Here is a 24,859-nt window from a genome sequence, read left to right on the forward strand (position 1 = left end):
GCCCAAGCCCGCCCCGGGGCCGGTCCCGCCTACGGCACGCGCGCTATGAGGTAGCGGAAGACGTTCGGCATCCACACGGTGCCGTCCTCGCGCCGGTGAACGTGCAGGGCCTCCGTCAGCTCCTTGTCGATCTGCTTGGCGTCGGTCGCCGCGATCGCCGCATCGAACAGTCCGGTGGAGAGCAGTCCGCGCACCGCGCTGTCGAGGTCGGCGTAGCCGAACGGGCAGGCGACCCGGCCCGAGCCGTCCGGTTTCAGCCCGGCCCGCCGGGCGACGTCCTCCAGATCGTCCCGCCGGGCCGGACGCCAGCTGTGCCCGCGCAGCGGATCTGCCGGTTTCGCGGCCGCCCGCAGCACCGAGGAGGTGGCGCAGCGCTCCGGTGGCCCCCAGCCGGCCAGCACCACGGCGGCCCCGCGCCCGGCCCGCGGCAGCGCGGCCGCGAGCTGCTCGTCCAGCCCCTCGGCGTCACCGGCGAAGCAGCCGGCCGGCTCGAAGACGGTCACCAGGGTGTACGCGGCCGTCTCCGCGTCGGCCGCGTCCCCGGGCCGGCCGCTCACGAGCGTCACGGCCGTACGCCCGTGTACGCCGTGGGCCCCGCGCCGGGCGTCCGGGAGCAGGCGCTCGCGCGCGAGGGCGAGCCGTTCGGGGGAGGAGTCGACGCCGGTCACCGCGGCCGCCCCTCTGGATGCCGCCAGCAGCAGCGCGAGCCCGGCGCCGCAGCGCAGCCCGAGCAGCCTGGTGCCGGGGCCCACTTCGAGCCGTTCGTAGACCGCTTCGTAGAGCGGGACCAGCATCCGTTCCTGGATCTCCGACCAGTCACGCGCGCGTGCGCGCCGGTCCACGCGGGGTGTGGAGTCCGCATGAGGCCGGTGCTGCCGCACGAGCGTAGGTGTCATAGGTAAGCGCCCCAATCCGCCGACAGTTCGCCGCTGTGCCCGGTTGCGTGGCCCCCGTGCCGTGCGCGCCGCACTTCCCACGTATGCCAGGTAACTCCCGGCTCGCGGTGCCGTCCAGGGGTCGTGGGGCCCGGTTTGGGGCCCGGACGTCAGTGTGGCGAGATTTCACGTCCCGGCAATCTGGACGGCCCTACGGTGACCGCTCCAGGCGAACGGGCCGGTGCGAGGGGCCGTGGACGCGGCGCGGTAACGTCACGACCGTCACGGACGCTGATCAGGACGAGGCTCCGCACCCAGTGCGGCCGAAACCCGCCTTGCGTATCCGGAGCCCGCGGTCGCACGCGCGTACTACACACCGGTCGTACCGCCGACTACGCACCAGCTTGGTATGAGCTGTGAGGCTTCTCCGCAGATCAGCGCACCCGCCCTCGTCAGGACGCATCAGTGCCAACTGACGGGTACGTGCAAATTATTTGGGATGCCCCGGAATAGGAACACAGCGGCACCCACGCTCGTTGTCATTACGTGAGCACGACACAGACACCACCTGTTCTCGCCGCAGAGCTGGCACAGGCGTGGGCCGACATTCAGCGGCACCACCCCGAACTGCCGGACCTTGCCGCGCCAGAGTCCCTGATCGGAGAGTCGTCGTCCGCGTGCGGACACGAGCTCTCCTTCGAGCGGCTGCTCCATGAGGCAGTCCACGGCATCGCGGCCGCCCGCGGCGTCCGCGACACCTCCCGGGCCGGCCGCTACCACAACCGTCGTTTCCTCGCGATCGCCGAGGAGCTGGGCCTCGACCACCCCGAGGAGCCGCACCCGAGCAGCGGCTTCTCGCTGGTCACGCTCAACCCCGAGGCCAAGCGCCGGTACCGCCCGACCATCGAACGGCTGCAGCGAGCGCTGAAGGCCCACACGGCGGCCACCTCCTCGGACACCTCCCGCACCTTCCGCGGCCCGGCCGCCCGGCACGGGTCCTCCGGCGGTGGCGTCCGGGTCAAGGCGGTCTGCGACTGCGGCCGCAACGTCCGGGTGGTCCCGTCGGTCCTGGCCCAGGCCCCGATCGTGTGCGGCGGCTGCGGCAAGCCGTTCCGCATCCCGGAGATCGTGGGAGCGGCGTAGGCGGGGCCGCCGGAAACCGGCATCTCGTGGGTGCCGGACCGGTCGGCGGCTTCGCGGCGCCGGGCGGCGCACCCGACGTACGGTCACCTCCGCGCCGGGTGCCCCGCAGGCATGCCCGAACGTCCCCGCGCCGCCCGCGGCCGAAAGGGCCCCACCGCGTGTGGCACAATGGTCAGCTGTACTCGACAGCCGCATAGGACCCCTCTCTCCTCCGGCTGACGCGTCCATCGGGCACTCGGGTACCGCAACCCCACGCGGCAGCTCGCCGTGCCCACCCACGTCAATTCCAGGAGAACCCACTCCCGTGGCAGTCAAGATCAAGCTGAAGCGTCTGGGCAAGATCCGTTCGCCTCACTACCGCATCGTCGTCGCCGACTCCCGTACCCGCCGTGACGGCCGGGCCATCGAGGAGATCGGCAAGTACCACCCGACCTACAACCCGTCGGTCATGGAGGTGGACGCCGAGCGCGTGGCGTACTGGCTGGGTGTCGGCGCGCAGCCGACCGAGCCGGTTCTCGCCATCCTCAAGAAGACCGGCGACTGGCAGAAGTTCAAGGGCGAGCCCGCCCCGGCGCCGCTGCTCGTCGCCGAGCCGAAGTCGACGCGTCCGTCGTTCGAGGCTCTCGGCGGTGAAGACGAGGGCAAGGGTGAGGCCATCACCCAGAAGAAGAAGGCTGAGAAGAAGGACGAGGCCGCGGCTGAGTCCGAGTCGACCGAGGCCTGAGCACCATGCTCGAAGAGGCGCTTGAGCACCTCGTGAAGGGCATCGTCGACAACCCTGACGATGTGCAGGTCGCCTCGCGCGACCTGCGCCGCGGGCGCGTGCTGGAGGTCCGGGTGCACCCCGACGACCTCGGCAAGGTGATCGGCCGCAACGGCCGCACCGCGCGGGCCCTGCGTACCGTCGTGGGCGCCATCGGCGGCCGCGGTGTCCGTGTCGACCTCGTCGACGTGGACCACGTCCGCTGACGCTTCATCGCAACCGGCTCGGGCCGGGGAGGGCCACTGGGCCGTCCCCGGCCCGCAGTCGTACGACAGGAGATTTGGACACGTGCAGCTGGTAGTCGCACGGATCGGCCGCGCCCACGGCATCAAGGGCGAGGTCACCGTCGAGGTACGTACGGACGAGCCCGAGCTGCGGCTCGCCCCGGGCGCCGTCCTGGCCACCGACCCGGCCGCTGCCGGGCCCCTCACCATCGCCACCGGCCGTGTGCACAGCGGCCGGCTGCTCCTGCGCTTCGAGGGCGTCGGCGACCGCAACGGCGCGGAGGCCCTGCGCAACACCCTGCTGATCGCCGAGATCGACCCCGAGGAACTTCCCGAGGGCGATGACGAGTACTACGACCATCAGCTCATCGACCTCGACGTGGTCACCGAGGACGGCACTCAGGTCGGCCGGATCACGGAGATCTCGCACCTGCCCTCGCAGGACCTGTTCATCGTGGAGCGCCCGGACGGCAGCGAGGTGATGATCCCCTTCGTGGGGGAGATCGTCACCGACATCGACCTGACGGAGCAGAAGGCGGTCATCGCGCCCCCGCCCGGCCTGATCGACGACCAGGCCGAGATCGCCTCGTCCAGGGACGACGGCGAATGAGGCTCGACGTCGTCACGATCTTCCCCGAGTACCTGGAGCCGCTGAACGTCTCCCTCGTCGGCAAGGCACGCGCGCGTGGCCGGCTGGACGTGCACGTCCACGACCTGCGCGGCTGGACGTACGACCGGCACAACACGGTCGACGACACGCCGTACGGCGGCGGCCCCGGCATGGTCATGAAGACCGAGCCCTGGGGCGACGCCCTGGACACCGTCCTCGCCGACGGCTACGAGGCCGGCAACCGGGCCCCCGCCCTGATCGTGCCCACCCCGAGCGGCCGCCCCTTCACCCAGGAACTGGCCGTCGAGCTGTCCGGGTGCCCGTGGCTGATCTTCACCCCGGCCCGCTACGAGGGCATCGACCGGCGCGTGACGGACGAGTACGCGACCCGCATGCCCGTCCACGAGGTCTCCATCGGCGACTACGTCCTCGCCGGCGGCGAGGCGGCCGTGCTCGTCATCACCGAGGCCGTCGCCCGGCTGCTGCCCGGCGTCCTCGGCAACGCCGAGTCCCACCGCGACGACTCCTTCGCGCCGGGTGCGATGGCCAACCTCCTGGAAGGCCCCGTCTACACCAAGCCGCCCCAGTGGCGCGGCCGGGACATCCCCGACGTCCTGCTCAGCGGCCATCACGGGAAGATCGCCCGCTGGCGCCGCGACGAGGCCCTCAGGCGTACGACGGCCAACCGGCCCGATCTGATCGAGCGCTGCGACCCCAAGGCCTTCGACAAGAAGGACCGCGAGATGCTCTCCATCCTGGGCTGGGAACCGGACCCCGGGGCGGAGCACCACGGCCGATTTTGGCGCCGGGCCGAGGGCGTGGAAGAATAGGCCGCTGTTGTGCGTCCGTCCGGCGCGCGCCCCTGCCACAGGGGGACACGACGCCCGCCCCGATCCGCGCGGCAGACCTCACATACACCTAGTTACCGTTGATGACCTGTGGCATCAGCGAAGAAAGCAGACGAAATGTCTCACCTGCTCGACACCGTCGACTCCGCGTCGCTGCGCAGTGACGTCCCGGCCTTCCGCCCGGGTGACACCGTCAACGTCCACGTCCGCGTCATCGAGGGCAACCGCTCCCGTGTGCAGCAGTTCAAGGGCGTCGTGATCCGCCGCCAGGGCTCCGGTGTCCGCGAGACCTTCACGGTCCGCAAGGTCTCGTTCTCCGTCGGCGTCGAGCGCACCTTCCCGGTGCACACCCCGATCGTCGAGAAGATCGAGCTCGTCACCCGTGGTGACGTGCGCCGCGCCAAGCTGTACTACCTCCGTGACCTGCGCGGCAAGGCCGCGAAGATCAAGGAGAAGCGCGAGAGCTGAGCGCCTCCCCGGCGTCGCGGCGGGGCCGGATAACATCTGGCTCCGATGGACACCGAAGCACAGCCGACAGAACGCGACCGCTCCTCCCACCCGGACTCCCCGGGGACGGAGGGCCGGTCGCGTTTCGCGTTGGCGGCACGGGCCGCCCAGTGGCTGCCGGGCGGCCGGATCACCCTCACCCTCTTCGTCTGCCTGGCGTTTTTGCTCCTTCTCAACGCTTTCGTGGTGCAGCCGTTCCAGATTCCGAGCGGATCCATGCAACAGGGACTGAGGATCGGGGACCGCGTTCTCGTAAACAAGTTGGCGTACCGTTTCGGTGCCCGGCCACGCCGCGGGGACGTGATTGTGTTCGACGGCACCGGGTATTTCGGGGACGCGGACTACGTCAAGCGCGTTGTGGGGGTGGGGGGAGACCATGTGGTCTGCTGTGACAAGGAGGCGAGGATCGAGGTGAACGGCCGGCCGGTCGACGAGACATCGTTCCTCTACCCCGGGGACAGCGCCTCCGGGGTGCCCTTCGACGTCGCCGTGCCCCCGGGCCGCCTCTTCGTCCTCGGCGACCACCGCGGCGACTCCAGCGACTCCCGCGACCACCTCGGCTCGCCCGGCGGCGGCATGATCCCCACGGGTGACGTGATCGGCCGGGCCGACTGGATCGTCTGGCCCTACGGGCACTGGACCCACCTGACGCGGCCGTCCGCCTACGCGCGCGTGCCCGCCGCCCCCGGCGAGGCCGCCCATGGGTAACCGCGGCAAACCGCGCGGGGTGCCCAGCACGCCCGCCGACGACCTGCTACCCACCGGCTCCCGCCGCACCGCCACGCCCACGCCCGGCGGCGGCCGCACGCGCGCGGAGCGCCGCAAACTGCAGCGCAAGGTCAAGCGCAAGCGGCGCCGCTCGGCCGTGCGGGAGATCCCGCTCCTGGTCGGTGTCGCGGTCCTCATAGCGCTGGTGCTGAAGACCTTCCTGGTCCAGGCGTTCGTGATCCCCTCCGGTTCCATGGAGCAGACGATCCGGATCGGCGACCGCGTGCTGGTCGACAAGTTCACCCCGTGGTTCGGCTCCGAGCCGCAGCGCGGGGACGTGGTCGTCTTCCACGACCCCGGTGGCTGGCTGGCCGACGAGCAGACCGCGAAGAAGAAGGACCCGATCGTCGTGAAGCAGCTCAAGGAAGGCCTCACCTTCATCGGCCTGCTGCCCTCCGACAACGAGAAGGACCTGATCAAGCGGGTCATCGGGGTCGGCGGCGACCACGTCAAGTGCTGCGACGCGCAGGGCCGGGTCACCGTCAACGGCGTTCCGCTCACCGAGGGCCCCTACATCTACCCGGGGGACGCCCCCTCCGCGACGCCCTTCGACATCACCGTCCCCCGGGGCCGGCTGTGGGTGATGGGCGACCACCGCGGCAACTCCGCGGACTCCCGCTTCCACCAGGACACGCCCTACGGCGGCACGGTCTCCGAGGACTCGGTGGTCGGCCGGGCCATGATCATCGGGTGGCCGGTCGGCCACTGGACGCGTCTGGAGGAACCTAAAACCTTCGCAAGCGTCACCGACTCCGTGTCCGGGGCGACCGCGGGCCCCCAGCCGTCGCATAGGGTTGTCCCCGAGGATCAGAACGGACTGACCCGACTCCCGACCCCTGCGGAACTCCCGCTCGTTATGGGAGTGGTGGGCCTGCGTCGTATCCGGAGCAGGCGGCGGCACGGAGTAAGGAGATGGCGTGGGGGATGTGGCGGTTGGCGCACGTTCGGGACACGACGGCGAGGAGCACCGCGGGCACCCCGTGGAAGGCAACGCCCCGGTACCGGAAGGCGCCATGACCTCCGGGAATGACCCGGCGCCGGGCGACGACGGCCCGCCGCGGGACGAGCAGCGGTCCGGCACCGCGGCCGTGGGCACGGACGAGCCCCGGGCCCGGCCGGCCAAGCCGCGCTCGTTCTGGAAGGAACTGCCGATCCTGATCTTGATCGCGCTGGTCCTGGCGCTGCTGATCAAGACGTTCCTGGTGCAGGCGTTCTCGATCCCGTCCGACTCGATGCAGAACACCCTGCAGCAGGGCGACCGCGTCCTGGTCGACAAGCTGACCCCGTGGTTCGGCTCCGAGCCCGAGCGCGGCGAGGTCGTCGTCTTCCACGACCCGGACAACTGGCTGGCCGGTGAGCCCGCGCCCAACCCGAACGCCGTGCAGAAGGTGCTCAGCTGGATCGGCCTGATGCCGTCCGCCGAGGAGAAGGACCTGATCAAGCGGGTCATCGGCGTCGGCGGCGACACGGTCCAGTGCAAGGGCGACGGCCCGCTGACGGTCAACGGCAAGGCGCTGAACGAGCCCTACGTCTACCCCGGCAACACGCCGTGCACCGACGACGAACTGGGCGGCCAGTTCAAGGTCAAGGTGCCCGAGGGCTTCATCTGGGTCATGGGCGACCACCGCCAGAACTCCCGCGACTCGCGCTACAACCAGTCCGACAAGAACCACGGCATGGTCCCCGTCGACAAGGTCGTCGGCCGCGCCATCGTCAAGGCCTGGCCGATCAACCGCTGGGGCACCCTGCCGATCCCCGACACCTTCGACCAGCCCGGCCTCGACCGGCAGTCCGCCGCCTCCGCGTCCCTGACGGTCGCCCCCGAGGGCGTGGCCGTCGCGGCGGTCCTGCCGGTGGTCGTGTGGCGGCGCAGGCGGGCGGACCGGCTCCGCTCCACGACCGGACAGAAGGCGACCTCCGGAGAGCGGTAGTCCGCCCACCGCGCCCCCCGTGGGCCCCCGCCCGGTCCGCCGTGCCCTGAGCACCGGCCGGTCCGGCGGGGGCCCACGGGTGTGCGGGGGCGGCCGCCGGAGCCGTCCCACGGGGGGGTGGGCCCGCCCGGGTACCGCCGGGTAGGGTGCGGGTCCATGGGTGGCGAGAGCACGACGCGTACGGCCCCGCGCAGCGGCGGCACAGGCACGGCACAGGGCGGCGGCAGCCGGATCGGCCAGCGGTTGTCCGGGCTGGCCGTGGCGCTGGGTCTGGTGCTGTTCCTCGGCGGCTTCGGGTGGGCGGCGCTGATCTACCGGCCGTACACGGTGCCGACCAGCTCCATGACCCCGACCATCGACGCCGGCGACCGCGTGCTCGCCCAGCGCGTCGACGGTGCCGAGGTGCGTCGTGGTGACGTGGTCGTCTTCGAGGACAAGGCGTGGGTCAGCAACGCCAAGGTGGTCAAGCGCGTGGTCGCGGTCGGCGGCGACAAGGTCGCCTGCTGCACCGACGGCAAGCTGACCGTCAACGGCAAGGAGATCGACGAGCCGTACCTGCCCAAGGGCAGCCTCGCCGAGATCACGGACTTCCCCAGCGTGACCGTCCCCGAGGGCCGGCTGTTCCTGCTCGGCGACGAACGCCAGGGCTCCCTGGACTCCACCGCCCACCTCACGGACGCGGCCCGGGGCACCGTCGCCCGCGACGCCGTCTCCGCCCGCGTGGACGCCGTGGTCTGGCCCTGGAACGGCATGCTCCAGCGCCCCACCGGCTTCGAGTCCCTCGGCGCCCTGTCGAGCCCCGGCCCGCTGCGCACGATCGAGCTGATGATCGCCGCCGGCACCGTCCTGGTCCTCGTCGGCGGTGCGTACGGCCCGATCGCGGCGCGCCTGGGCCGCGCCCGGACCCGGCCGGGGCCGGCCGGTGCCCGCTGAGCCCACCCGGGCGGGCGCGGAGTCGTTCCCGGGCGGCCTGCGCAAGGTGGCCCGGGTGGTCCTCCTCGATCCGGAGGACCGGATCCTGCTCCTGCACGGCCATGAGCCCGACGACCCGGCCGACGACTGGTGGTTCACCCCCGGCGGTGGTCTGGAGGGCGCCGAGACGCGCGAGGAGGCCGCGCTGCGGGAACTCGCCGAGGAGACCGGCATCACCGACGTCGCCCTCGGCCCCGTGCTGTGGCGGCGCAGGTGCTCCTTCCCGTTCGCGGGCCGCCGCTGGGACCAGGACGAGTGGTACTACCTGGCCCGTACGACCCAGACGGCCACCGCCGCGACCGGCCTGACGGAGCTGGAACGGCGCAGCGTCGCCGGAGCGCGCTGGTGGACGTGTCGGGAACTGACCCGGGCACATGAGACGGTGTATCCGACCAGACTCGCCGGGCTGCTGCAGCGGCTGCTCGACGAAGGTCCCCCGGCCACGCCCGTGACCCTCGACACGGAAATCGTCTGAGGGCCCACCGGACTGGCGCACAATGGGGGGATCGCACGGCTGAAGGGGAACATGCCATGAGCGCCGAGGACCTCGAGAAGTACGAGACCGAGATGGAGCTGAAGCTCTACCGGGAGTACCGAGACGTCGTCGGTCTGTTCAAATACGTGATCGAGACGGAACGGCGCTTCTACCTCACCAACGACTACGAGATGCAGGTGCACTCGGTCCAGGGCGAGGTGTTCTTCGAGGTGACCATGGCCGACGCCTGGGTGTGGGACATGTACCGGCCGGCTCGCTTCGTCAAGCAGGTCCGCGTCCTCACCTTCAAGGACGTGAACATCGAAGAGCTGAACAAGAGCGACCTGGAACTCCCGGGCGGATGATCGTCTCCCCGTTCGGATGACGGGGTTCTCCACAACCACCGAGTAGTCCACCAAGATCAACACGTGGTGGGCGGGATGCGTGACCGTTGGCGCCGGAGGTGGTGCCGACATGAGCAAGGCACGCAGGGCACTCGGCAGGTACGGCGAGGACCTGGCCGCGCGGCGGCTGGTCCAGTCCGGAATGACGGTCCTGGAGCGCAACTGGCGCTGCGGACGGTCCGGCGAGATCGACATCGTGGCGCGCGAGGGCGACGCGCTGGTCGTCTGCGAGGTCAAGACCCGCAGGGGCGGCTCCTACGAGCATCCGATGGCCGCGATCACCCCTGAGAAGGCCGAACGCCTGCGGAGCCTGGCCCGGCACTGGATCCACGCCCACGGGGGAGCGCCACCCGGAGGCGTCCGCATCGACCTGATCGGCGTCCTCCTGCCCCGCCGGGGCGCTCCGTGCGTCGAGCACGCCCGGGGGGTGGCCTGAATGGGATTCGCCCGTACGTGCTCGGTGGCCCTGGTGGGCGTCGAGGGGGTGGTGGTCGAGGTCCAGGCCGACCTCGAACCCGGCGTCGCGACCTTCACCCTGGTCGGCCTGCCGGACAAGAGCCTGACCGAGAGCCGCGACCGGGTCCGGGCGGCGGTGGTCAACTCGGGGGCGGCCTGGCCCTCGAAGAAGCTCACCGTCGGCCTCAGCCCGGCATCCGTGCCCAAGAGCGGCAGCGGCTTCGACCTGGCCGTCGCCGCGGCCGTCCTCGGCGCGGCCGAGCGGATCGACCCCCAGGTGCTCGCCGACATCGTCATGATCGGCGAGCTGGGACTGGACGGCCGGGTGCGACCGGTGCGGGGCATCCTGCCGGCGGTCCTGGCCGCGGCGGACGCGGGCTACGAACAGGTGGTGGTGCCGGAGTGCGCGGTACCGGAGGCGTCCCTGGTGCCCGGCGTCTCGGTGCTCGGCGTGCGCAGCCTGCGCCAGCTCATCGCCGTCCTCGCCGAGGAACCGGTCCCCGACGAGGACCCCGTGCCCGGAGAGATCCGCCCCGACCCCTACCTGGCGGGCCTGGCACTGCCCGGGACGGGGCTGGGCACCGGTCCCGCGAGCGCGTCGCACGCCCCCGATCTCGCCGACGTCGCCGGTCAGCCGCTGGCCAGGGCCGCGCTGGAGGTGGCGGCGGCGGGCCGGCACCACCTGTTCCTCAAGGGCCCGCCCGGCGCCGGCAAGACCATGCTGGCCGAACGGCTGTCCGGCCTCCTGCCCGAGCTGAGGAGGGAGGAGTCGCTGGAGGTCACCGCCGTCCACTCGGTGGCGGGGCTCCTGCCTCCCGGCCATCCCCTGGTCGACCGGCCCCCGTACTGCGCACCGCACCACTCGGCGACCATGGCCTCCCTCGTCGGCGGTGGGAACGGGCTGCCGCGGCCCGGCGCGGTGTCCCTGGCCCACCACGGCGTGCTCTTCCTCGACGAGGCGGCCGAGTTCCACGGCAGCGTGCTCGACGCACTGCGCCAGCCGCTGGAATCCGGCCATGTCGTGATCGCCCGGGCCGCGGGGATGCTGCGGATGCCGGCCAGGTTCCTGATGGTCCTGGCCGCCAACCCGTGCCCGTGCGGCCGCCACGGCAGGGGCGACGACATCTGCGAGTGCCGCCCGTCCTCGATCAAGCGCTACCGCGCCCGGCTGTCCGGTCCCCTGATGGACCGGGTGGACCTGCGGGTCACCGTGGAGCCGGTCGCCAGGGCCGAGCTGCTCCGGCTGCACACCGGCGGCGAGACCACGGCCGTCGTGGCCGACCGGGTCCGGCTCGCCCGGGAGCGAGCCGCCCGGCGCTTCGAAGGGCTGCCCTGGCGGACCAACAGCGAGGTGCCGGGCCACGAACTGCGCACCCGCTGGCACGTGCGGTCCGGGGCCCTCGCCAAGGCCGAGGAGGACCTCGACCGGGGCCTGCTCACCGCCCGGGGTTTCGACCGGGTCCTGCGCGTCGCCTGGACCCTCGCCGACCTCGGCGGCCGCGACCGGCCCTCGGCCAACGACGTGAACCGGGCCCTGGAACTGCGCACCGGCGTCCGCCGCGGTGCGGTCCTGGAACGGACCGGCACATGAGGGCCGGGGCGCCGAGCCGTACCCCACGGCCCGGCCCGAGCGGGCCGTGTCCGGGCCGGCGCCGGGCGCACCCGGCCGTGCCGGCCGATGCCACCGCACGAGGAGGCGCGGCGTGACGAGCGGGCCGACGACGCCGGCCGGACCCGGCGCGACCGGCGGCGACCCGGGCGGGGATGTGTTCGGACGGGTCTTCCTGGGGCGGGTGCTGGAGCCGGGGGACGAGTTCGGCGGGCGGTGGGTGCGGGAGTTCGGCGTGGGGGAGGTGGTGCGGCGGCTGCGCGCCGGCCGGGAGCCGTTGCCCGGCGTGAGCGGGGTGCGGTGGGCCGGACTCGTCGCGCGCGCCGCACAGGCGGATCCGGCGCGGGACCTCGCGGCGGCCGCGGCGGCCGGTGCCCGGTTCGTGCGGCCGGGGGACGCCGAGTGGCCCGGGCAGCTCGATGACCTCGGGGACGCCCGGCCCGTCGGACTCTGGGTGCGCGGGTGGCCGAGCCTGCGCATGTGGGCGCTCCGATCGGTCGCCGTGGTGGGCGCCCGGGCCTGCACCGAGTACGGCACCCACGTGGCCGCCACCCTCGCCGCGGGTCTCGCCGAGCAGGGATGGGTGGTGGTCTCGGGCGGAGCGTACGGAGTCGACGGCGCCGCCCACCGCGGTGCCCTCGCCGCCCATGGAGCCACCGTCGCCGTCCTCGCCTGCGGCGTCGACCGCCCCTACCCGCGCGGCCACGCCGCGTTGATCGACAGGATCGCGGAACAGGGACTGGTCGTGGGCGAATTGCCGCCGGGCGACCACCCGACACCGAGCCGCTTCATCCTCCGCAACCGGGTCATCGCGGCGCTGACCCGCGGCACCGTCGTCGTGGAGGCCGCAGGCCGCAGCGGCTCGCTGGCCACGGCGCGGGCCGCGCAGCGCCTCGGCCGGTTCACCATGGGCGTGCCCGGGCCCGTCACCAGCGCCCTGTCGGCCGGCGTGCACGAACTGCTGCGGGGCGAGGCCACCCTGGTCACGGACGCCACGGAAGTCGTCGAGCTGGTCGGCGACATGGGTGAACTGGCCCCGCCCCGGCGCGGGCCCGTCCTGCCCCGCGACCTGCTGGCACCGGCCGCCCGGAGCGTTCTCGCCGCACTGCCGGGCGACCGTGCGGCAGGCGCCGAGGAGATCGCGCTCGAGGCGCGGACCACACGGGACGAGGCGATCGCGAGACTGTACGAACTCCGAGCAGTTGGTTACGTCGAACGACACGGCGATGGCTGGAAGTTGACACGCCAGGCGATGATCTCGGTCCGGAGCGGTCGGCACCCGTGTTGACCGAGGGTGTTCGGCCGTCCGGGGGATTCCCCGACGCCCTTGCGTTTACCCGGAGTTGACCCCTCCGGCCGTTCACGCAGAGCGATCCCGGGGATGCGGTCACGGGTCCGAGGGGGATGCCCCGCTCACGAGTGGCGCCTCGCTGTTCGCACACCGCGACACCTCAGTCACGCTACGCTCACGAAGGTGGGCGCGCAGAACGCGCCAACTCGTCATGAGACCGACAGCTCACCCAGGCAGCCCATTCCCTTCCACACGTCCCACCCTCCACCGCTTCACGGCACTTCACAGCACTTCACGGCAGAACGGCACAAGGCGACGAATGCCCCAGCACACCTCCGGGTCCGACCGGGCGGCGATCCCCCCAGCCGCCCGCGACGGTGGCAGCGTGCGGCCGCCCGCTCCCTCGACGCTCGACGAGCTGTGGCGGTCGTACAAGGCGACGGGGGACGACCGGCTGCGCGAGCAGCTGATCCTGCACTACTCGCCGCTCGTGAAGTACGTGGCGGGCCGGGTGAGCGTCGGCCTGCCGCCCAACGTGGAGCAGGCGGACTTCGTCTCCTCCGGCGTCTTCGGGCTGATCGACGCGATCGAGAAGTTCGACGTCGACCGGGAGATCAAGTTCGAGACGTACGCGATCACCCGGATCCGCGGCGCGATGATCGACGAGCTGCGGGCGCTGGACTGGATCCCCCGCTCGGTCCGCCAGAAGGCACGCAACGTCGAGCGCGCCTACGCCACGCTGGAGGCCCGGCTCAGACGCACCCCGACCGAGGGGGAGGTCGCCGGTGAGCTGGGCATGGAGGTCGACGATCTGCACGCCGTGTTCAGCCAGCTGTCGCTGGCCAACGTGGTCGCCCTGGAGGAGCTGCTGCACGTGGGCGGCGAGGGCGGCGACCGGCTCAGCCTGATGGACACGCTGGAGGACACCGCCGCCGACAACCCGGTGGAGGTGGCCGAGGACCGGGAGCTGCGGCGGTTCCTCGCGCGGGCCATCAACACGCTGCCCGAGCGGGAGAAGACCGTGGTCACGCTGTACTACTACGAGGGGCTCACGCTCGCCGAGATCGGCAACGTGCTCGGCGTCACCGAGAGCCGGGTCAGCCAGATCCACACCAAGTCGGTGCTCCAGCTGCGGGCCAAGCTGGCGAGCTTCGGGCGCTGAGTCCTCCCTTCCGGGGTGGCGTGTCCGTAAAGTGGTCGGCGTGCCAAGGATTCGAGCGGCCTCCGTGGCCGAGCACCGGTCGATGCAGCGAGCCGCCCTGCTGGACGCGGCTCGGTCTCTGCTGTCCGAGGGCGGGACGGAGGCGCTGACCTTCCCCGCGCTGGCCGAGCGGACAGGGCTGGCGCGGTCGTCCGTGTACGAGTACTTCCGCTCCCGGGCCGCCGTGGTCGAGGAGCTGTGCGAGGCCGACTTCCCGCTGTGGGCGGCGGAGGTGGCCTCGGCCATGGAACGCGCGGACTCGCCCGAGGGCAAGGTCGAGGCGTACGTGCGGCGGCAACTCGCGCTGGTCGGGGACCGGCGGCACCGGGCGGTCGTCGCCATCTCCGCGAGCGAGCTGGACGCGGGCGCGCGCGAGAAGATCCGGGCGGCCCACGGCGGGCTGGTCGCGATGATCGCCGAAGCGCTGGGGGAGATGGGGCACGAGCAGCCCCGGCTGGCGGCGATGCTGCTGCAGGGGGTCGTGGACGCGGCGGTCCGGCGGATCGAGCTGGGCGCGGCCGAGGACCCCGCCGCGGTGACGGACGCCGCGGTGACCATGGCCCTGCGAGGCGTGCGGGGCTGAGAGCACGGCTTCAGGTGTGCGGCGGCGACCGTAGGGGCCTTCGGGGCCAAGGGCACGGCTTCAGGTGTGTGGCGCCGGTTCGCGGCGATCGTGGGGCTGCGGGGCTGAGAGCACGGCTTGCAGGTGTGCGGCGCCGGCCGTGGTGACCGGGGTCCCGTGGGGCGGGCCGGGTCAGGGTCGGCCGGGGCACCGGCTCTGCGGGCCGTCCGTGGTCACCCGGGCGGTGGCACGTCCAGGACCGGCAGCAGTCTCGACGGTCCCGTGCGCAGGAGCCACGGCGGCAGCAGGGACAGCGGATCCAGGTAGGCCGCGCCTCTGAGCAGGCCCCAGTGCACGCACGCCGTCGTCCCGCAGTGCGAGCCCGGTTCCAGACGGCCCACCACTCCTCCCGCCGCCACCTCCGCCCCCTTCCGCACCGACGGCCGCACCGGCTCGTACGTGGTCCGCAGATCCGTCCCCGCCAGCTCGACGGACACCACGCCGTGCCCCGCCACCGGGCCCGCGAAGGAGACCCGGCCGGCCGCGACCGCTCGGACCGCGGAGCCGGCCGGCGCCGCCAGATCCACGCCCCGGTGACCGGGGCCGTACACCGTCGCCGGCGGCTCCCAGCCCCGTACCACCGGCGGCCGGATCCCCACCGGCCAGGCGCGGCCCACGGCCGGGACCGGAGCCCCGGGCGCCCGGGGCGCGGGGACCGGTGGGTCCGCCCAGGCCGAAGGGGACAGGGCGGCCGTCACCGAGCCGAGCAGCGAAGCCGCCCACAAGACCACACATCGCATCGCTCGTCGCATGCGAACACCGTCCCCGACTCCCGCCGATCACGGCCGGACCCTGTGGACCACTCCCCGGTTGTGGACAGCGGCGTCACCCGGTGCCCCGCCGGTCCCGTACACTTCTTCTGGCGATCCGGGTCACCGGGTCGACTTCGCACGCCCCGGTACGGCACCCGGCAACGGTTCGTACCAAGCGCCCCTCGGTCCTTCGTGGCACGGCGCGTCGCGGGCGTCAGGCGCGACCGCCGTCCGGCGGGCGCGGCACAACCGAGAAAACCAAGGAGATACGGCCATGGCCGTCGTCACGATGCGGGAGCTGCTGGAGAGCGGCGTCCACTTCGGTCACCAGACCCGTCGCTGGAACCCGAAGATGAAGCGCTTCATCTTCACCGAGCGCAACGGCATCTACATCATCGACCTGCTCCAGTCGCTGTCGTACATCGACCGCGCCTACGAGTTCGTCAAGGAGACCGTCGCCCACGGCGGCACGGTCATGTTCGTCGGCACGAAGAAGCAGGCGCAGGAGGCCATCGCCGAGCAGGCCACCCGCGTCGGCATGCCCTACGTCAACCAGCGCTGGCTGGGCGGCATGCTCACCAACTTCTCGACCGTCTACAAGCGCCTGCAGCGCCTGAAGGAGCTCGAGCAGATCGACTTCGAGGACGTCGCCGCGTCCGGTCTGACCAAGAAGGAGCTTCTCGTGCTCTCGCGCGAGAAGGCCAAGCTGGAGAAGACCCTCGGTGGTATCCGCGAGATGCAGAAGGTGCCCAGCGCCGTCTGGATCGTGGACACCAAGAAGGAGCACATCGCCGTTGGTGAGGCCCGGAAGCTGAACATCCCGGTCGTCGCGATCCTCGACACCAACTGCGACCCCGACGAGGTCGACTACAAGATCCCGGGCAACGACGACGCCATCCGCTCCGTCACCCTGCTCACCCGCGTGATCGCCGACGCCGTCGCCGAGGGCCTCATCTCCCGTTCCGGTGTCGCCACCGGTGACAAGGGCGAGAAGGCCGCCGGCGAGCCGCTCGCCGAGTGGGAGCGCGACCTGCTCGAGGGTGAGAAGAAGGACGAGGCCCCGGCCGCCGAGGCCGCCACCGAGGCTGCTCCGGCCACCGAGGCCGCTCCGGCCGCCGAGGCCACCGAGGCTGCTCCGGCCGCCGAGGCCGCTCCGGCCGAGGAGAAGGCCGCCGAGGGCGAGCAGGCCTGACGTCAGCGTCGACGGCGGGGGCGGTACCCCGATCGAGCGCCTTCGGCGCCGTGAAGTCCGCCCCCGCTGTTCACCCGTAGGTCGGCACGTCGTCCGCGGTCCGCGACTACATGTGGATCACGGACCGTGCGGATCAGAAGATCTCCCAGACTTCGAGAAAGACTCACAGACTCATGGCGAACTACACCGCCGCCGACGTCAAGAAGCTCCGTGAGCTCACGGGCGCCGGCATGATGGACTGCAAGAAGGCGCTGGACGAGGCCGAGGGCAACGTCGACAAGGCCGTCGAGGCGCTGCGCATCAAGGGCCAGAAGGGCGTCGCCAAGCGCGAGGGCCGCTCGGCCGAGAACGGCGCCGTGGTCTCCGTCATCGCCGACGACAACTCCTCCGGCGTCATCGTCGAGCTGAAGTGCGAGACGGACTTCGTCGCCAAGGGCGAGAAGTTCCAGGCCGTGGCCAACGCCATCGCCCAGCACGTCGCGCAGACGGTTCCGGCCGACCTCGAGGCGCTGCTTGCCTCCGAGATCGAGGCCGGCAAGACCGTCCAGGCGTTCGTGGACGAGGCCAACGCCAACCTCGGCGAGAAGATCGTCCTGGACCGCTTCGCGCAGTTCACCGACGGCTACGTCACCGCCTACATGCACCGCACCATGCCCGACCTGCCCCCGCAGATCGGTGTCCTGGTCGAGTTCGACAAGCCCAACGCCGAGGTCGCCAAGGGCGTCGCCCAGCACATCGCCGCCTTCGCGCCGAAGTACCTCTCCCGCGAGGACGTCCCGGCCGAGGTCGTCGAGACCGAGCGTCGCGTCGCCGAGGAGACCACCCGCGCCGAGGGCAAGCCCGAGGCCGCGATCGCCAAGATCGTCGAGGGTCGCCTCAACGGCTTCTTCAAGGACGCCACGCTGCTCGGCCAGCCGTACGCGCTGGACAACAAGAAGTCGGTCCAGAAGGTGCTGGACGAGGCCGGTGTCACCCTGAAGCGCTTCTCGCGCATCAAGGTCGGCATCTGAGTCCGTACCGCGATCGACGCGCGACCCGGCGAGAAAACTCGATAGGGTCGACAGCAGTCGTCCGCGCACACCGCCACACCCGGGCGTGTGGCGGACGGCAGCAGATCTGACGAGGAGGCCATTGCCGCGCATGGGAGCGAAAAACGACCCCATCGGCAATGGCCTTCTTCGTATGTGCAACACGTGAAAGAGGCGGGATTCCCATGACCACCAAGGCCGACAAGAGCGACGACGGCAAAGTGAACGGCCGGTTTCTGCTGAAGCTGTCCGGAGAGGCCTTCGCCGGTGGCGGCGGCCTGGGCGTGGACCCGGACGTGGTGCACAAGATCGCCCGCGAGATCGCGGCCGTCGTCCGCGACGGCGCGCAGGTCGCGGTCGTCATCGGCGGCGGCAACTTCTTCCGCGGCGCCGAACTCCAGCAGCGCGGCATGGACCGCGCTCGCTCCGACTACATGGGCATGCTCGGCACCGTGATGAACTGCCTCGCTCTCCAGGACTTCCTGGAGAAGGAGGGCATCGACAGCCGGGTGCAGACCGCCATCACCATGGGCCAGGTCGCCGAGCCGTACATCCCGCTGCGCGCCGTGCGCCACCTGGAGAAGGGGCGCGTGGTCATCTTCGGCGCCGGTATGGGCATGCCGTACTTCTCCACCGACACCACCGCCGCCCAGCGCGCCCTGGAAATCGACGCCGAGGCGCTGCTCATGGGTAAGAACGGCGTGGACGGGGTCTACGACTCCGACCCCAAGACCAACCCGGACGCCGTCAAGTTCGACGCTCTCGGCTACGGCGAAGTCATCACCCGCGACCTCAAGGTCGCCGATGCCACCGCCATCACGCTGTGCCGTGACAACAAGCTCCCGATCCTCGTCTTCGAACTCCTCGCGGAGGGCAATATCGCCCGTGCCGTCAAGGGTGAGAAGATCGGCACGCTGGTGGGCGACCAGGGCAGCCGGGACTGACCGGCACACCCCCGTCGCCCGGGGTGCACCACCTGTCCGACGGACGGGACGCGCCCTGACCGGGGGATGGACAATGTCCTGCCGGTCGGGAACCGTGCAGGAAGCAGACGCGACGCAGCCGGCCGCCGCCCGACTTCAGGAACCGCAGCCGGGCCTCACTCAAGACACGCAGGAGCAAGTGGTGATCGAAGAGACCCTCCTCGAGGCCGAGGAGAAGATGGAGAAGGCCGTCCTGGTCGCCAAGGAGGACTTCGCCGCGATCCGCACCGGCCGTGCGCACCCGGCGATGTTCAACAAGATCGTGGCCGACTACTACGGTGCCCTGACGCCGATCAACCAGCTGGCCTCGTTCTCGGTGCCGGAACCGCGCATGGCGGTCGTCACGCCCTTCGACAAGAGCGCTCTGCGCAACATCGAGCAGGCGATCCGCGACTCCGACCTGGGCGTCAACCCCAGCAACGACGGCAACATCATCCGTGTGGTGTTCCCCGAGCTGACCGAGGAGCGCCGCCGCGAGTACATCAAGGTCGCCAAGGGCAAGGGCGAGGACTCCAAGGTGTCCATCCGCTCCGTGCGCCGCAAGGCCAAGGACGCCATCGACAAGGCGATCAAGGACGGCGACATCGGTGAGGACGAGGGCCGCCGTGCGGAGAAGGAACTCGACGACCTGACGGCGAAGTACGTCGCCCAGGTGGACGAGCTTCTCAAGCACAAGGAAGCGGAGCTGCTCGAAGTCTGATGAGCGACTCTTCCTGGGGGCCGCCGGTGGGGCAGGCCGGGTACTGGGGCTCCAGCGAGGGCGGGCCGGTCCGGCCTGCCCAGGGGGCCGCCCCGGCGGGTCCCGCGCACGATGCGCCGCAGGCGCAGCAGACTCGCCCCGTGCCCATCGTGCCCGACGTTCCCGCGTACGGCGGAGACCAGGACGACGAGCGGGGGACCGCTCGGCTGGGTGGCCCCCTCTTCCGCGACGAGACCTTCCAGCACCGGCCGGTCCCGGCCGACAGCCAGAATCCGGAGCCCATGCCCGACGCCCCCCAGCCGCCGCCGGCGCCGAAGAAGAAGAGCGCCGGCCGTGACCTGAGCGCGGCCATAGGGGTCGGCGTCGGGCTCGGCGTGGTGATCATCGCGTCGCTGTTCATCGTCAAGGCCGTGTTCGTCGGTGTGATCGCGATCGCCGTCGTCGTCGGCCTGTGGGAGCTGACCAGCAGGCTGCAGGAGCGCAAGGCCATCAAGGCGCCGCTCGTGCCGCTCGCGGTCGGCGGTGCGGCCATGGTGGTCGCGGGTTACGTGCGCGGGCCCGAGGGCGCGTGGGTCGCCATGGCCCTCACCGCCCTCGCCGTGCTGGCCTGGCGTATGACGGAACCACCGGAGGGCTACCTCAAGGACGTCACGGCCGGCGTCTTCGCGGCGTTCTACGTGCCCTTCCTGGCCACGTTCGTCGCGCTCATGCTCACCGCCGACGACGGCTCCTGGCGGGTCCTCACCTTCCTGCTGCTGACGGTCGTCAGCGACACCGGGGCCTACGCGGTCGGCTGGCGCTTCGGCAAGCACAAGCTCGCCCCCCGCATCAGCCCCGGCAAGACCCGCGAGGGACTGCTGGGCGCGGTGCTGTTCGCCATGGTCGCGGGCGCACTGTGCATGCATTTCCTGATCGAGGGCGGCACCTGGTGGCAGGGCCTGCTGCTGGGTCTCGCGGTCGCGGCCAGCGCCACCCTGGGCGACCTCGGCGAGTCCATGATCAAGCGGGACCTGGGCATCAAGGACATGGGTACCTTGCTGCCCGGCCACGGCGGCATCATGGACCGCCTGGACTCGCTGCTGCCCACGGCACCGGTGGTCTGGCTGCTGATGGTGCTCTTCGTCGGCGGCGGCTGACGGCTGACGGCTGAACGAGGGCCGCACTTCGGCGGTAAGGCCGCACTCCGGCAGTGAGGGCTGCGCTCCGCTCCGGCAACGAGGGCCGCGCTCCGGCAGTAAGGCTGCACTCCGGCAACGAGGGCTGCCCTCCGGCAACGAGGGCTGTCCTCCGGCCATCGAGCCACGGAGCCACCGGCTTGGCTCCCGGCCCCCGTCCTGAACACCGGGCGGGGGCCGTTGCCGTGCCGTCGGCCCGGCCCGGCGATCCGGGCCCGGCCCCGGATGCCGCAGCAGAAATCGCCGGGCCGGCGGGTCGGCGACAGACTCCCTGAGAGGACGGCGTGTCCTCAGCCGCCTCTGACGCCGCAGGGAGTGTGCCCATGCCCCTCGAACCCACCCCGGCCCCGTCAGACCCGGCCGCCACCGAGCCGGGCTCAACTGCAGGCCAGCGGGACTCGGCCGGGGCCCCGGCGGAGTCGGCGGTCGCCTCGCCGGAGCCGGCCGTAGCCCGGCCCGGCCCGGCCGCGGCCCAGTCGGCCACTCCGCCCGGCCCGGCCGCGGCCCAGTCGGCCACCGCAGCCGCGTCCTGCCCTGCCGTTTCGCCGCTCAGCCCCGCCGTCACCCCGCCCGGCCCGGCCGCCGGCGCCGGTTCGCCGCCGGTGCGGTTCTGGGCCGTCGACGATCTGCCCGCGCTGGAGCCCGATCCGTTCCTGGACGAGATGCTGCGGGACGAGCCGGTCACCCGGATCAAGCTGCCGTACGGCGAAGGCCACGCCTGGCTGGTGACCCGGTACGAGGACGTCCGCTTCGTCACCTCCGACCCCCGCTTCTCCCGGGAACAGGTCGTCGGCCGCGACGTCACCACCATGCGCCCGGTGCCCGTGGCCTCGCAGACGGCGGGCCTGCAGTACATCGACCCGCCCCGGCACACCCGGCTGCGCCGGGTCGTCGCCCGTGCCTTCACCGGCAAGAGCATGCGGCGGCTGCGGCCGCTGGCCGAGCGCAGGGCCACCGAACTGCTCGACGCCATGGAACGCGCGGGCGCACCGGCCGACCTCATGGAGCACCTGCACGGGCCTTTCCCGGTCGCCGTGGTCCGCGACTTCCTCGGCGTGGAGGAGAAGGACTGGCATCGCTGGGCGGCGACGGGCGAGGCCCTGCTGTCCGCGGGCACCGAGTCCGAGGAGCGCGCCAGGGAGGCCGCCGGGGCCACCCGGGCCCGCATCGTCGAACTGCTCCAGCGCCGCCGCGCGGAGCCCCGCGAGGACCTCGCCGGAGTGCTGGCGCAGGCCGCCGGGGCGGGCGAGATCACCGACGACGAGGCGATCTCGCTCGCCACCGCCATCCAGGTCAGCGGCGGTCACGCGGTCCGCAACAACAGCGGCTCCATGATGTACGCGCTGCTCACCCACCCCGGGCAGATGGACCGGCTGCGCCGCGAGCCGGAGTTGCTGCCCCGGGCGGTGGACGAGCTGTTCCGCTATGTCCCGCACCGCAACGGCGTCGGCATCCCGCGCGTCGCCACGGAGGACGTCGAGGTCGGCGGCCGGCTGATCAGGGCCGGCGAGGTCGTCTACAACGCCTACGTCTCCGCCAACCGCGACCCCGAGGTCTTCCCCGACCCCGACGCCCTGGACTTCGACCGCGAGCAACGGGCCCACCTGGCCTTCGGGTACGGCCCGCACCACTGCCTGGCCGCCATCATGGCCCGCATGGAGGCCGAGGTGATCATCTCGACCGTGCTCGCCCGGTTCCCCGGCATCCGGCTGGCCGTTCCGCCCGACAAGGTCGAGTTCCAGCGCAACGGCCTGATCCGCGGCCCCAGGACCCTGCCCGTCACCTGGTGACAAGACCGGAAGAGGAATGCCATGGACCTCCAGCTCACCGACAAGGTCGCCGTGGTCACCGGGGCGAGCAAGGGCATCGGCCTCGCCATCGCCGACGCCTTCGCCCGTGAGGGCGTCCGAGTCGTCGCGGGCAGCCGGAGCGTCACCCCCGAGCTCGAAGCGCTCGGCGCGAGCCACGGCGTCATCGCGGTCCCGGTCGACCTGTCCGCGGCGGACGGGGCGGACGCGCTGGTGCGGGAGGCGGTCAAGCGGTGCGGCCGGCTCGACATCCTGGTCAACAACCTGGGTGCCGCGACCTTCCGCCCGAGCTTCCTCGACATCGACGACGCCGAGTGGCGACGGATCTTCGACCTGACGCTGTTCAGCGCGGTCCGGGCCGGCCGCGCGGCGATTCCCCACCTGCTGGCGGCGGACGGGGGTGCGATCATCAACATCAGCTCCGTGAACGCGCGCCTGCCGTTCCCCGCGGTCGTGGACTACTCCGCGGCCAAGGCCGGGCTGACCAGTCTGACCAAGTCGCTGTCGGAGGAGTTCGCCCCGCGCGGTGTCCGGGTCAACGCGATCGCCCCGGGACCGGTCCGCACCCCCTTCTGGACCGCTCCGGGCGGCTTCGCCGATGCCACCGCCGCCCAGGCCGGCACCACCGCGCAGGAGGCCATGGATGTGCTCGTCCCGCGGGACATGGGCATCTCCACCGGGCGGGTCACCGAACCCCGCGAAGTCGCCGACCTGGCCCTGTTCCTCGCCTCACCCCGCGCCGGCAACATCACGGGAGCCGAGTTCACGATCGACGGCGGCCAGATCAAGACGCTCTGAACGGTTCCGCAGCGGAGCGGTACACAGCCGTGCCGATCGCCCACAAACCTGCCCGATTGGGGGATCAGACAGCGCCGTGTTCGTCATTGCGCTTTTTGATCTTTTCCTCACTTAGCAACCGAAACAAATCTTTACTGTCTAGGTTGTCCAAGAAAAGGCCTGGGAAGCCAAGATCCGAGCTTACTCGGTGTACAAGTTCGCGAACATAGGGATGCAGCGTCGCGAGAACAATCACATCCCCGTAAGTAGACGCCATGTCTTCCGTTACGTTGTCCAAGTCGTGTTCGTATCCAGCTTGGAACTCACATGCGATGCGGAAAACCTCGTCCTCGTCCGCTAGAGCCTTCACTTCATATTGCACTGCAAAAGTGATGGATTTGGCCCCAACCGAAACGCTTGGACGCAGTTCCGTAACCACGCTGTAAGGTGGGTCAGGTTTCCGATCGAGTACCTTCGCCTCAAGGGAGTTCAATCGGATTCCCTGCAGATAGGCAGATTCGTGCAACACCGAAGCAAGGCGCAGCGATTCTGTGTATTCGGCAGGCGTCTGCATTTCAGCGATTCACACCCTCGCGGCGCAGTGCATACACAGCAGAAGACCAGGAAGAACTTCCGCTGAAAGCGGCATCCGCACCATCCGTAGACCAAGCAGCATGGACACTGCTCCGCTCGCGCCGGACGGCTCCCACTGCGTACGCATTGCTGAAACGCCAATCGCCTCCGTCATCTTTGAGTCGAACGTCCAGCCGGCAACCTATCGCCCTGGCGTAGCGCTGCATGGTCGACAGGCGCGGGTCCGTACCACCTGATTCAAGCTCGGAAACCGCAGACTGAGTGGTCTCCATGCGCTCAGCCACGGCGGCCTGACTGATTTTCCGCGCCTTACGCCGGGCGACCATTCGGCGAAGTAGTGAACTGCGGCTACGCGCATCTTCGAAGGCAGCCTCGAACTCGGGATGCGCCAGTTCCTCCCCGATCAGCTCATCGAGGTCATCCAGCTCGTCTCGGTTCATGACACCCCTTGAGTCTAGTCGCGTGCTGTCCAGTCCTTCAGTCTCTCGATCGCCAGATCTTTCGCTACCTTGGGAAGCTTCCTGTCCTTCTTATTGATGACATGAAGGGCAAGAAGCACTTGATCACGACTCCCGACCGGCGAGTAGAGAAGTCGGTAAGTGCAGTCAGCAAAGAAAACGCGGACGGCGAAGATGCCGTTGCCCACCGATTCCTGTTCGTAAGGCATGTGCTCTTGCCTCACGACACGCTTCATCGCTTCAAGGATAGCCGCACGGGCCCCCACCCCAAGGCTCTTAAGATCCTCTCGAACAACATCTTTGTCGTTACGGGTCTTATAGAACCGCCATCGTCGACTGGTCAGACTGCCCCCTCCCGCAGACGCACTCCAGCCACGGAGGCGCTGCGCACTGCGCGCGACTCCCCGCCCCTTGGTTGCGTAAGGGAAGTGTAGCTGTGAGTTACCTCCACGGAAGGGTCTTGGTTGACTGTTTCGAGAGTATCGGCTAGGACCGATGGCCGCAAGCTACGTACGGTTGTTTTTCCTGTACGTACGGTGAAAATGCTCCGGATGGGTGACGGTTAGATCAGGCGTCCGTCAGGCCCCAGTACTGTGCTTCCGAGGACCCTTGCCTCAGGTGTTTACGTCAACATCCTCGGAATGGCTCATTCCGGGTCGGCGTCGCAGGCAACGGCGCACCTGCTGCCTGGCA

At 70.8% G+C, this 24,859-nt stretch carries 29 protein-coding genes; 24 read left to right on the plus strand and 5 right to left on the minus strand.

Annotated elements, in window-relative coordinates; translation table 11 throughout:
• Nucleotides 1–29: 29 nt before the first annotated feature.
• Complete coding sequence (locus ABVB68_RS13940) at nt 30–896, minus strand: SAM-dependent methyltransferase (RefSeq protein ID WP_353601287.1); 867 nt, start codon at nt 894–896, stop codon at nt 30–32.
• 525 nt (nt 897–1,421) lie between these two features.
• Between ABVB68_RS13940 and ABVB68_RS13945 the strand changes: the two genes are divergently transcribed.
• The 17 genes from ABVB68_RS13945 (at nt 1,422) to ABVB68_RS14025 (ending at nt 14,660) form a co-directional block, all read left to right on the plus strand.
• Nucleotides 1,422–2,018, plus strand: coding sequence for a hypothetical protein (locus tag ABVB68_RS13945; protein WP_353601288.1), 597 nt, complete (start codon nt 1,422–1,424; stop codon nt 2,016–2,018).
• Nucleotides 2,019–2,322: 304 nt separating this feature from the next.
• The gene (gene rpsP / locus ABVB68_RS13950) at nt 2,323–2,742 is read left to right on the plus strand and encodes a 30S ribosomal protein S16 (RefSeq protein WP_353601289.1); all 420 of its coding nucleotides are present in this window, start codon (nt 2,323–2,325) and stop codon (nt 2,740–2,742) included.
• A 5-nt stretch (nt 2,743–2,747) separates the two neighbouring features.
• Nucleotides 2,748–2,987: an RNA-binding protein gene (locus ABVB68_RS13955; protein ID WP_005479813.1), complete on the plus strand. Its 240-nt coding sequence runs from the start codon at nt 2,748–2,750 to the stop codon at nt 2,985–2,987.
• 82 nt (nt 2,988–3,069) lie between these two features.
• The gene (rimM, locus tag ABVB68_RS13960; protein ID WP_353601290.1) at nt 3,070–3,615 is read left to right on the plus strand and encodes a ribosome maturation factor RimM; all 546 of its coding nucleotides are present in this window, start codon (nt 3,070–3,072) and stop codon (nt 3,613–3,615) included.
• Nucleotides 3,612–4,445, plus strand: a complete 834-nt coding sequence (gene trmD / locus ABVB68_RS13965; RefSeq protein WP_353601291.1) for a tRNA (guanosine(37)-N1)-methyltransferase TrmD — start codon at nt 3,612–3,614, stop codon at nt 4,443–4,445. Before rimM ends, trmD begins: the two co-directional genes overlap by 4 nt.
• Nucleotides 4,446–4,580: 135 nt before the next feature.
• Nucleotides 4,581–4,931, plus strand: coding sequence for a 50S ribosomal protein L19 (rplS, locus tag ABVB68_RS13970; RefSeq protein ID WP_353601292.1), 351 nt, complete (start codon nt 4,581–4,583; stop codon nt 4,929–4,931).
• Between the two features lie 45 nt (nt 4,932–4,976).
• Entirely contained in the window at nt 4,977–5,678 is a 702-nt protein-coding gene (lepB, locus tag ABVB68_RS13975; RefSeq protein WP_353601293.1) for a signal peptidase I, read from the plus strand.
• The gene (gene lepB, locus ABVB68_RS13980; protein ID WP_353601294.1) at nt 5,671–6,768 is read left to right on the plus strand and encodes a signal peptidase I; all 1,098 of its coding nucleotides are present in this window, start codon (nt 5,671–5,673) and stop codon (nt 6,766–6,768) included. The genes lepB (ABVB68_RS13975) and lepB (ABVB68_RS13980) overlap by 8 nt, the downstream gene beginning before the upstream one ends.
• Nucleotides 6,656–7,669, plus strand: a complete 1,014-nt coding sequence (lepB, locus tag ABVB68_RS13985) for a signal peptidase I (protein ID WP_353601295.1) — start codon at nt 6,656–6,658, stop codon at nt 7,667–7,669. The genes lepB (ABVB68_RS13980) and lepB (ABVB68_RS13985) overlap by 113 nt, the downstream gene beginning before the upstream one ends.
• 156 nt (nt 7,670–7,825) lie before the next feature.
• Nucleotides 7,826–8,602 carry a signal peptidase I gene (lepB, locus tag ABVB68_RS13990; RefSeq protein ID WP_353601296.1) on the plus strand — a complete coding sequence of 259 codons (777 nt, stop codon included), beginning with the start codon at nt 7,826–7,828 and terminating at the stop codon, nt 8,600–8,602.
• Nucleotides 8,592–9,116 (plus strand): NUDIX hydrolase, encoded by a 525-nt coding sequence (locus tag ABVB68_RS13995; protein WP_353601297.1) that lies wholly within the window; start codon nt 8,592–8,594, stop codon nt 9,114–9,116. The genes lepB (ABVB68_RS13990) and ABVB68_RS13995 overlap by 11 nt, the downstream gene beginning before the upstream one ends.
• A gap of 56 nt (nt 9,117–9,172) precedes the next feature.
• A complete protein-coding gene (locus tag ABVB68_RS14000) occupies nt 9,173–9,481 on the plus strand; it encodes a DUF2469 domain-containing protein (RefSeq protein ID WP_014675276.1) in 309 nt (102 codons plus the stop codon).
• 109 nt (nt 9,482–9,590) lie between these two features.
• Entirely contained in the window at nt 9,591–9,956 is a 366-nt protein-coding gene (locus ABVB68_RS14005) for a YraN family protein (protein WP_353601298.1), read from the plus strand.
• Nucleotides 9,957–11,567: a YifB family Mg chelatase-like AAA ATPase gene (locus ABVB68_RS14010; RefSeq protein ID WP_353601299.1), complete on the plus strand. Its 1,611-nt coding sequence runs from the start codon at nt 9,957–9,959 to the stop codon at nt 11,565–11,567. It begins immediately after the preceding gene.
• Nucleotides 11,568–11,742: 175 nt separating this feature from the next.
• Nucleotides 11,743–12,873 carry a DNA-processing protein DprA gene (dprA, locus tag ABVB68_RS14015; protein WP_353601385.1) on the plus strand — a complete coding sequence of 377 codons (1,131 nt, stop codon included), beginning with the start codon at nt 11,743–11,745 and terminating at the stop codon, nt 12,871–12,873.
• 322 nt (nt 12,874–13,195) lie between these two features.
• Nucleotides 13,196–14,038 (plus strand): RNA polymerase sigma factor WhiG, encoded by an 843-nt coding sequence (gene whiG, locus ABVB68_RS14020; RefSeq protein WP_353601300.1) that lies wholly within the window; start codon nt 13,196–13,198, stop codon nt 14,036–14,038.
• A 64-nt stretch (nt 14,039–14,102) separates the two neighbouring features.
• Entirely contained in the window at nt 14,103–14,660 is a 558-nt protein-coding gene (locus tag ABVB68_RS14025) for a TetR/AcrR family transcriptional regulator (protein WP_353601386.1), read from the plus strand.
• A 212-nt stretch (nt 14,661–14,872) separates the two neighbouring features.
• Here ABVB68_RS14025 and ABVB68_RS14030 read toward each other — a convergent pair whose 3' ends face one another.
• Nucleotides 14,873–15,451 (minus strand): peptidoglycan DD-metalloendopeptidase family protein, encoded by a 579-nt coding sequence (locus ABVB68_RS14030; RefSeq protein WP_353601301.1) that lies wholly within the window; start codon nt 15,449–15,451, stop codon nt 14,873–14,875.
• Between the two features lie 274 nt (nt 15,452–15,725).
• Between ABVB68_RS14030 and rpsB the strand changes: the two genes are divergently transcribed.
• From rpsB to ABVB68_RS14065, 7 genes are all read left to right on the plus strand, one after another.
• The gene (gene rpsB / locus ABVB68_RS14035) at nt 15,726–16,643 is read left to right on the plus strand and encodes a 30S ribosomal protein S2 (RefSeq protein WP_353601302.1); all 918 of its coding nucleotides are present in this window, start codon (nt 15,726–15,728) and stop codon (nt 16,641–16,643) included.
• Nucleotides 16,644–16,816: 173 nt separating this feature from the next.
• Entirely contained in the window at nt 16,817–17,653 is an 837-nt protein-coding gene (gene tsf, locus ABVB68_RS14040) for a translation elongation factor Ts (protein ID WP_353601303.1), read from the plus strand.
• A gap of 203 nt (nt 17,654–17,856) precedes the next feature.
• Entirely contained in the window at nt 17,857–18,615 is a 759-nt protein-coding gene (pyrH, locus tag ABVB68_RS14045) for a UMP kinase (RefSeq protein ID WP_353601304.1), read from the plus strand.
• A 181-nt stretch (nt 18,616–18,796) separates the two neighbouring features.
• On the plus strand, nt 18,797–19,354 hold the full coding sequence (gene frr, locus ABVB68_RS14050) for a ribosome recycling factor (RefSeq protein WP_353601305.1): 558 nt from the start codon (nt 18,797–18,799) through the stop codon (nt 19,352–19,354).
• Nucleotides 19,354–20,490 (plus strand): phosphatidate cytidylyltransferase, encoded by a 1,137-nt coding sequence (locus tag ABVB68_RS14055; RefSeq protein WP_353601306.1) that lies wholly within the window; start codon nt 19,354–19,356, stop codon nt 20,488–20,490. Before frr ends, ABVB68_RS14055 begins: the two co-directional genes overlap by 1 nt.
• 362 nt (nt 20,491–20,852) lie before the next feature.
• Nucleotides 20,853–22,319, plus strand: a complete 1,467-nt coding sequence (locus tag ABVB68_RS14060) for a cytochrome P450 (protein ID WP_353601307.1) — start codon at nt 20,853–20,855, stop codon at nt 22,317–22,319.
• Nucleotides 22,320–22,340: 21 nt separating this feature from the next.
• Nucleotides 22,341–23,135, plus strand: a complete 795-nt coding sequence (locus ABVB68_RS14065) for an SDR family NAD(P)-dependent oxidoreductase (protein ID WP_353601308.1) — start codon at nt 22,341–22,343, stop codon at nt 23,133–23,135.
• 64 nt (nt 23,136–23,199) lie between these two features.
• On the opposite strand, the gene ABVB68_RS14070 is transcribed toward ABVB68_RS14065, so the two are convergent.
• From ABVB68_RS14070 to ABVB68_RS14080, 3 genes are read right to left on the minus strand one after another with little or no spacing between them, the layout of a single operon-like run.
• A complete protein-coding gene (locus ABVB68_RS14070) occupies nt 23,200–23,688 on the minus strand; it encodes a protein-export chaperone SecB (RefSeq protein WP_353601309.1) in 489 nt (162 codons plus the stop codon).
• A gap of 1 nt (nt 23,689) precedes the next feature.
• Nucleotides 23,690–24,148: a helix-turn-helix domain-containing protein gene (locus tag ABVB68_RS14075; protein ID WP_353601310.1), complete on the minus strand. Its 459-nt coding sequence runs from the start codon at nt 24,146–24,148 to the stop codon at nt 23,690–23,692.
• 14 nt (nt 24,149–24,162) lie between these two features.
• Complete coding sequence (locus tag ABVB68_RS14080) at nt 24,163–24,663, minus strand: type II toxin-antitoxin system RelE/ParE family toxin (protein ID WP_353601387.1); 501 nt, start codon at nt 24,661–24,663, stop codon at nt 24,163–24,165.
• Nucleotides 24,664–24,859: the final 196 nt, after the last annotated feature.

This window comes from Streptomyces sp. NPDC096012 (genome assembly GCF_040426375.1).
In the GTDB taxonomy this organism is placed as follows: Bacteria; Actinomycetota; Actinomycetes; order Streptomycetales; family Streptomycetaceae; genus Streptomyces.

Coding starts and splice junctions, on each gene's coding strand:
- ABVB68_RS13940 (WP_353601287.1), bottom strand. CDS start 896: ATGACACCTACGCTCGTGCGGCAGCACCGGCCTCATGCGGACTCCACA.
- ABVB68_RS13955 (WP_005479813.1), top strand. CDS start 2,748: ATGCTCGAAGAGGCGCTTGAGCACCTCGTGAAGGGCATCGTCGACAAC.
- trmD (WP_353601291.1), top strand. CDS start 3,612: ATGAGGCTCGACGTCGTCACGATCTTCCCCGAGTACCTGGAGCCGCTG.
- rplS (WP_353601292.1), top strand. CDS start 4,581: ATGTCTCACCTGCTCGACACCGTCGACTCCGCGTCGCTGCGCAGTGAC.
- lepB (WP_353601293.1), top strand. CDS start 4,977: ATGGACACCGAAGCACAGCCGACAGAACGCGACCGCTCCTCCCACCCG.
- lepB (WP_353601294.1), top strand. CDS start 5,671: ATGGGTAACCGCGGCAAACCGCGCGGGGTGCCCAGCACGCCCGCCGAC.
- lepB (WP_353601296.1), top strand. CDS start 7,826: ATGGGTGGCGAGAGCACGACGCGTACGGCCCCGCGCAGCGGCGGCACA.
- ABVB68_RS14000 (WP_014675276.1), top strand. CDS start 9,173: ATGAGCGCCGAGGACCTCGAGAAGTACGAGACCGAGATGGAGCTGAAG.
- ABVB68_RS14005 (WP_353601298.1), top strand. CDS start 9,591: ATGAGCAAGGCACGCAGGGCACTCGGCAGGTACGGCGAGGACCTGGCC.
- ABVB68_RS14010 (WP_353601299.1), top strand. CDS start 9,957: ATGGGATTCGCCCGTACGTGCTCGGTGGCCCTGGTGGGCGTCGAGGGG.
- whiG (WP_353601300.1), top strand. CDS start 13,196: ATGCCCCAGCACACCTCCGGGTCCGACCGGGCGGCGATCCCCCCAGCC.
- ABVB68_RS14030 (WP_353601301.1), bottom strand. CDS start 15,451: ATGCGACGAGCGATGCGATGTGTGGTCTTGTGGGCGGCTTCGCTGCTC.
- rpsB (WP_353601302.1), top strand. CDS start 15,726: ATGGCCGTCGTCACGATGCGGGAGCTGCTGGAGAGCGGCGTCCACTTC.
- tsf (WP_353601303.1), top strand. CDS start 16,817: ATGGCGAACTACACCGCCGCCGACGTCAAGAAGCTCCGTGAGCTCACG.
- pyrH (WP_353601304.1), top strand. CDS start 17,857: ATGACCACCAAGGCCGACAAGAGCGACGACGGCAAAGTGAACGGCCGG.
- ABVB68_RS14055 (WP_353601306.1), top strand. CDS start 19,354: ATGAGCGACTCTTCCTGGGGGCCGCCGGTGGGGCAGGCCGGGTACTGG.
- ABVB68_RS14060 (WP_353601307.1), top strand. CDS start 20,853: ATGCCCCTCGAACCCACCCCGGCCCCGTCAGACCCGGCCGCCACCGAG.
- ABVB68_RS14065 (WP_353601308.1), top strand. CDS start 22,341: ATGGACCTCCAGCTCACCGACAAGGTCGCCGTGGTCACCGGGGCGAGC.
- ABVB68_RS14070 (WP_353601309.1), bottom strand. CDS start 23,688: ATGCAGACGCCTGCCGAATACACAGAATCGCTGCGCCTTGCTTCGGTG.
- ABVB68_RS14075 (WP_353601310.1), bottom strand. CDS start 24,148: ATGAACCGAGACGAGCTGGATGACCTCGATGAGCTGATCGGGGAGGAA.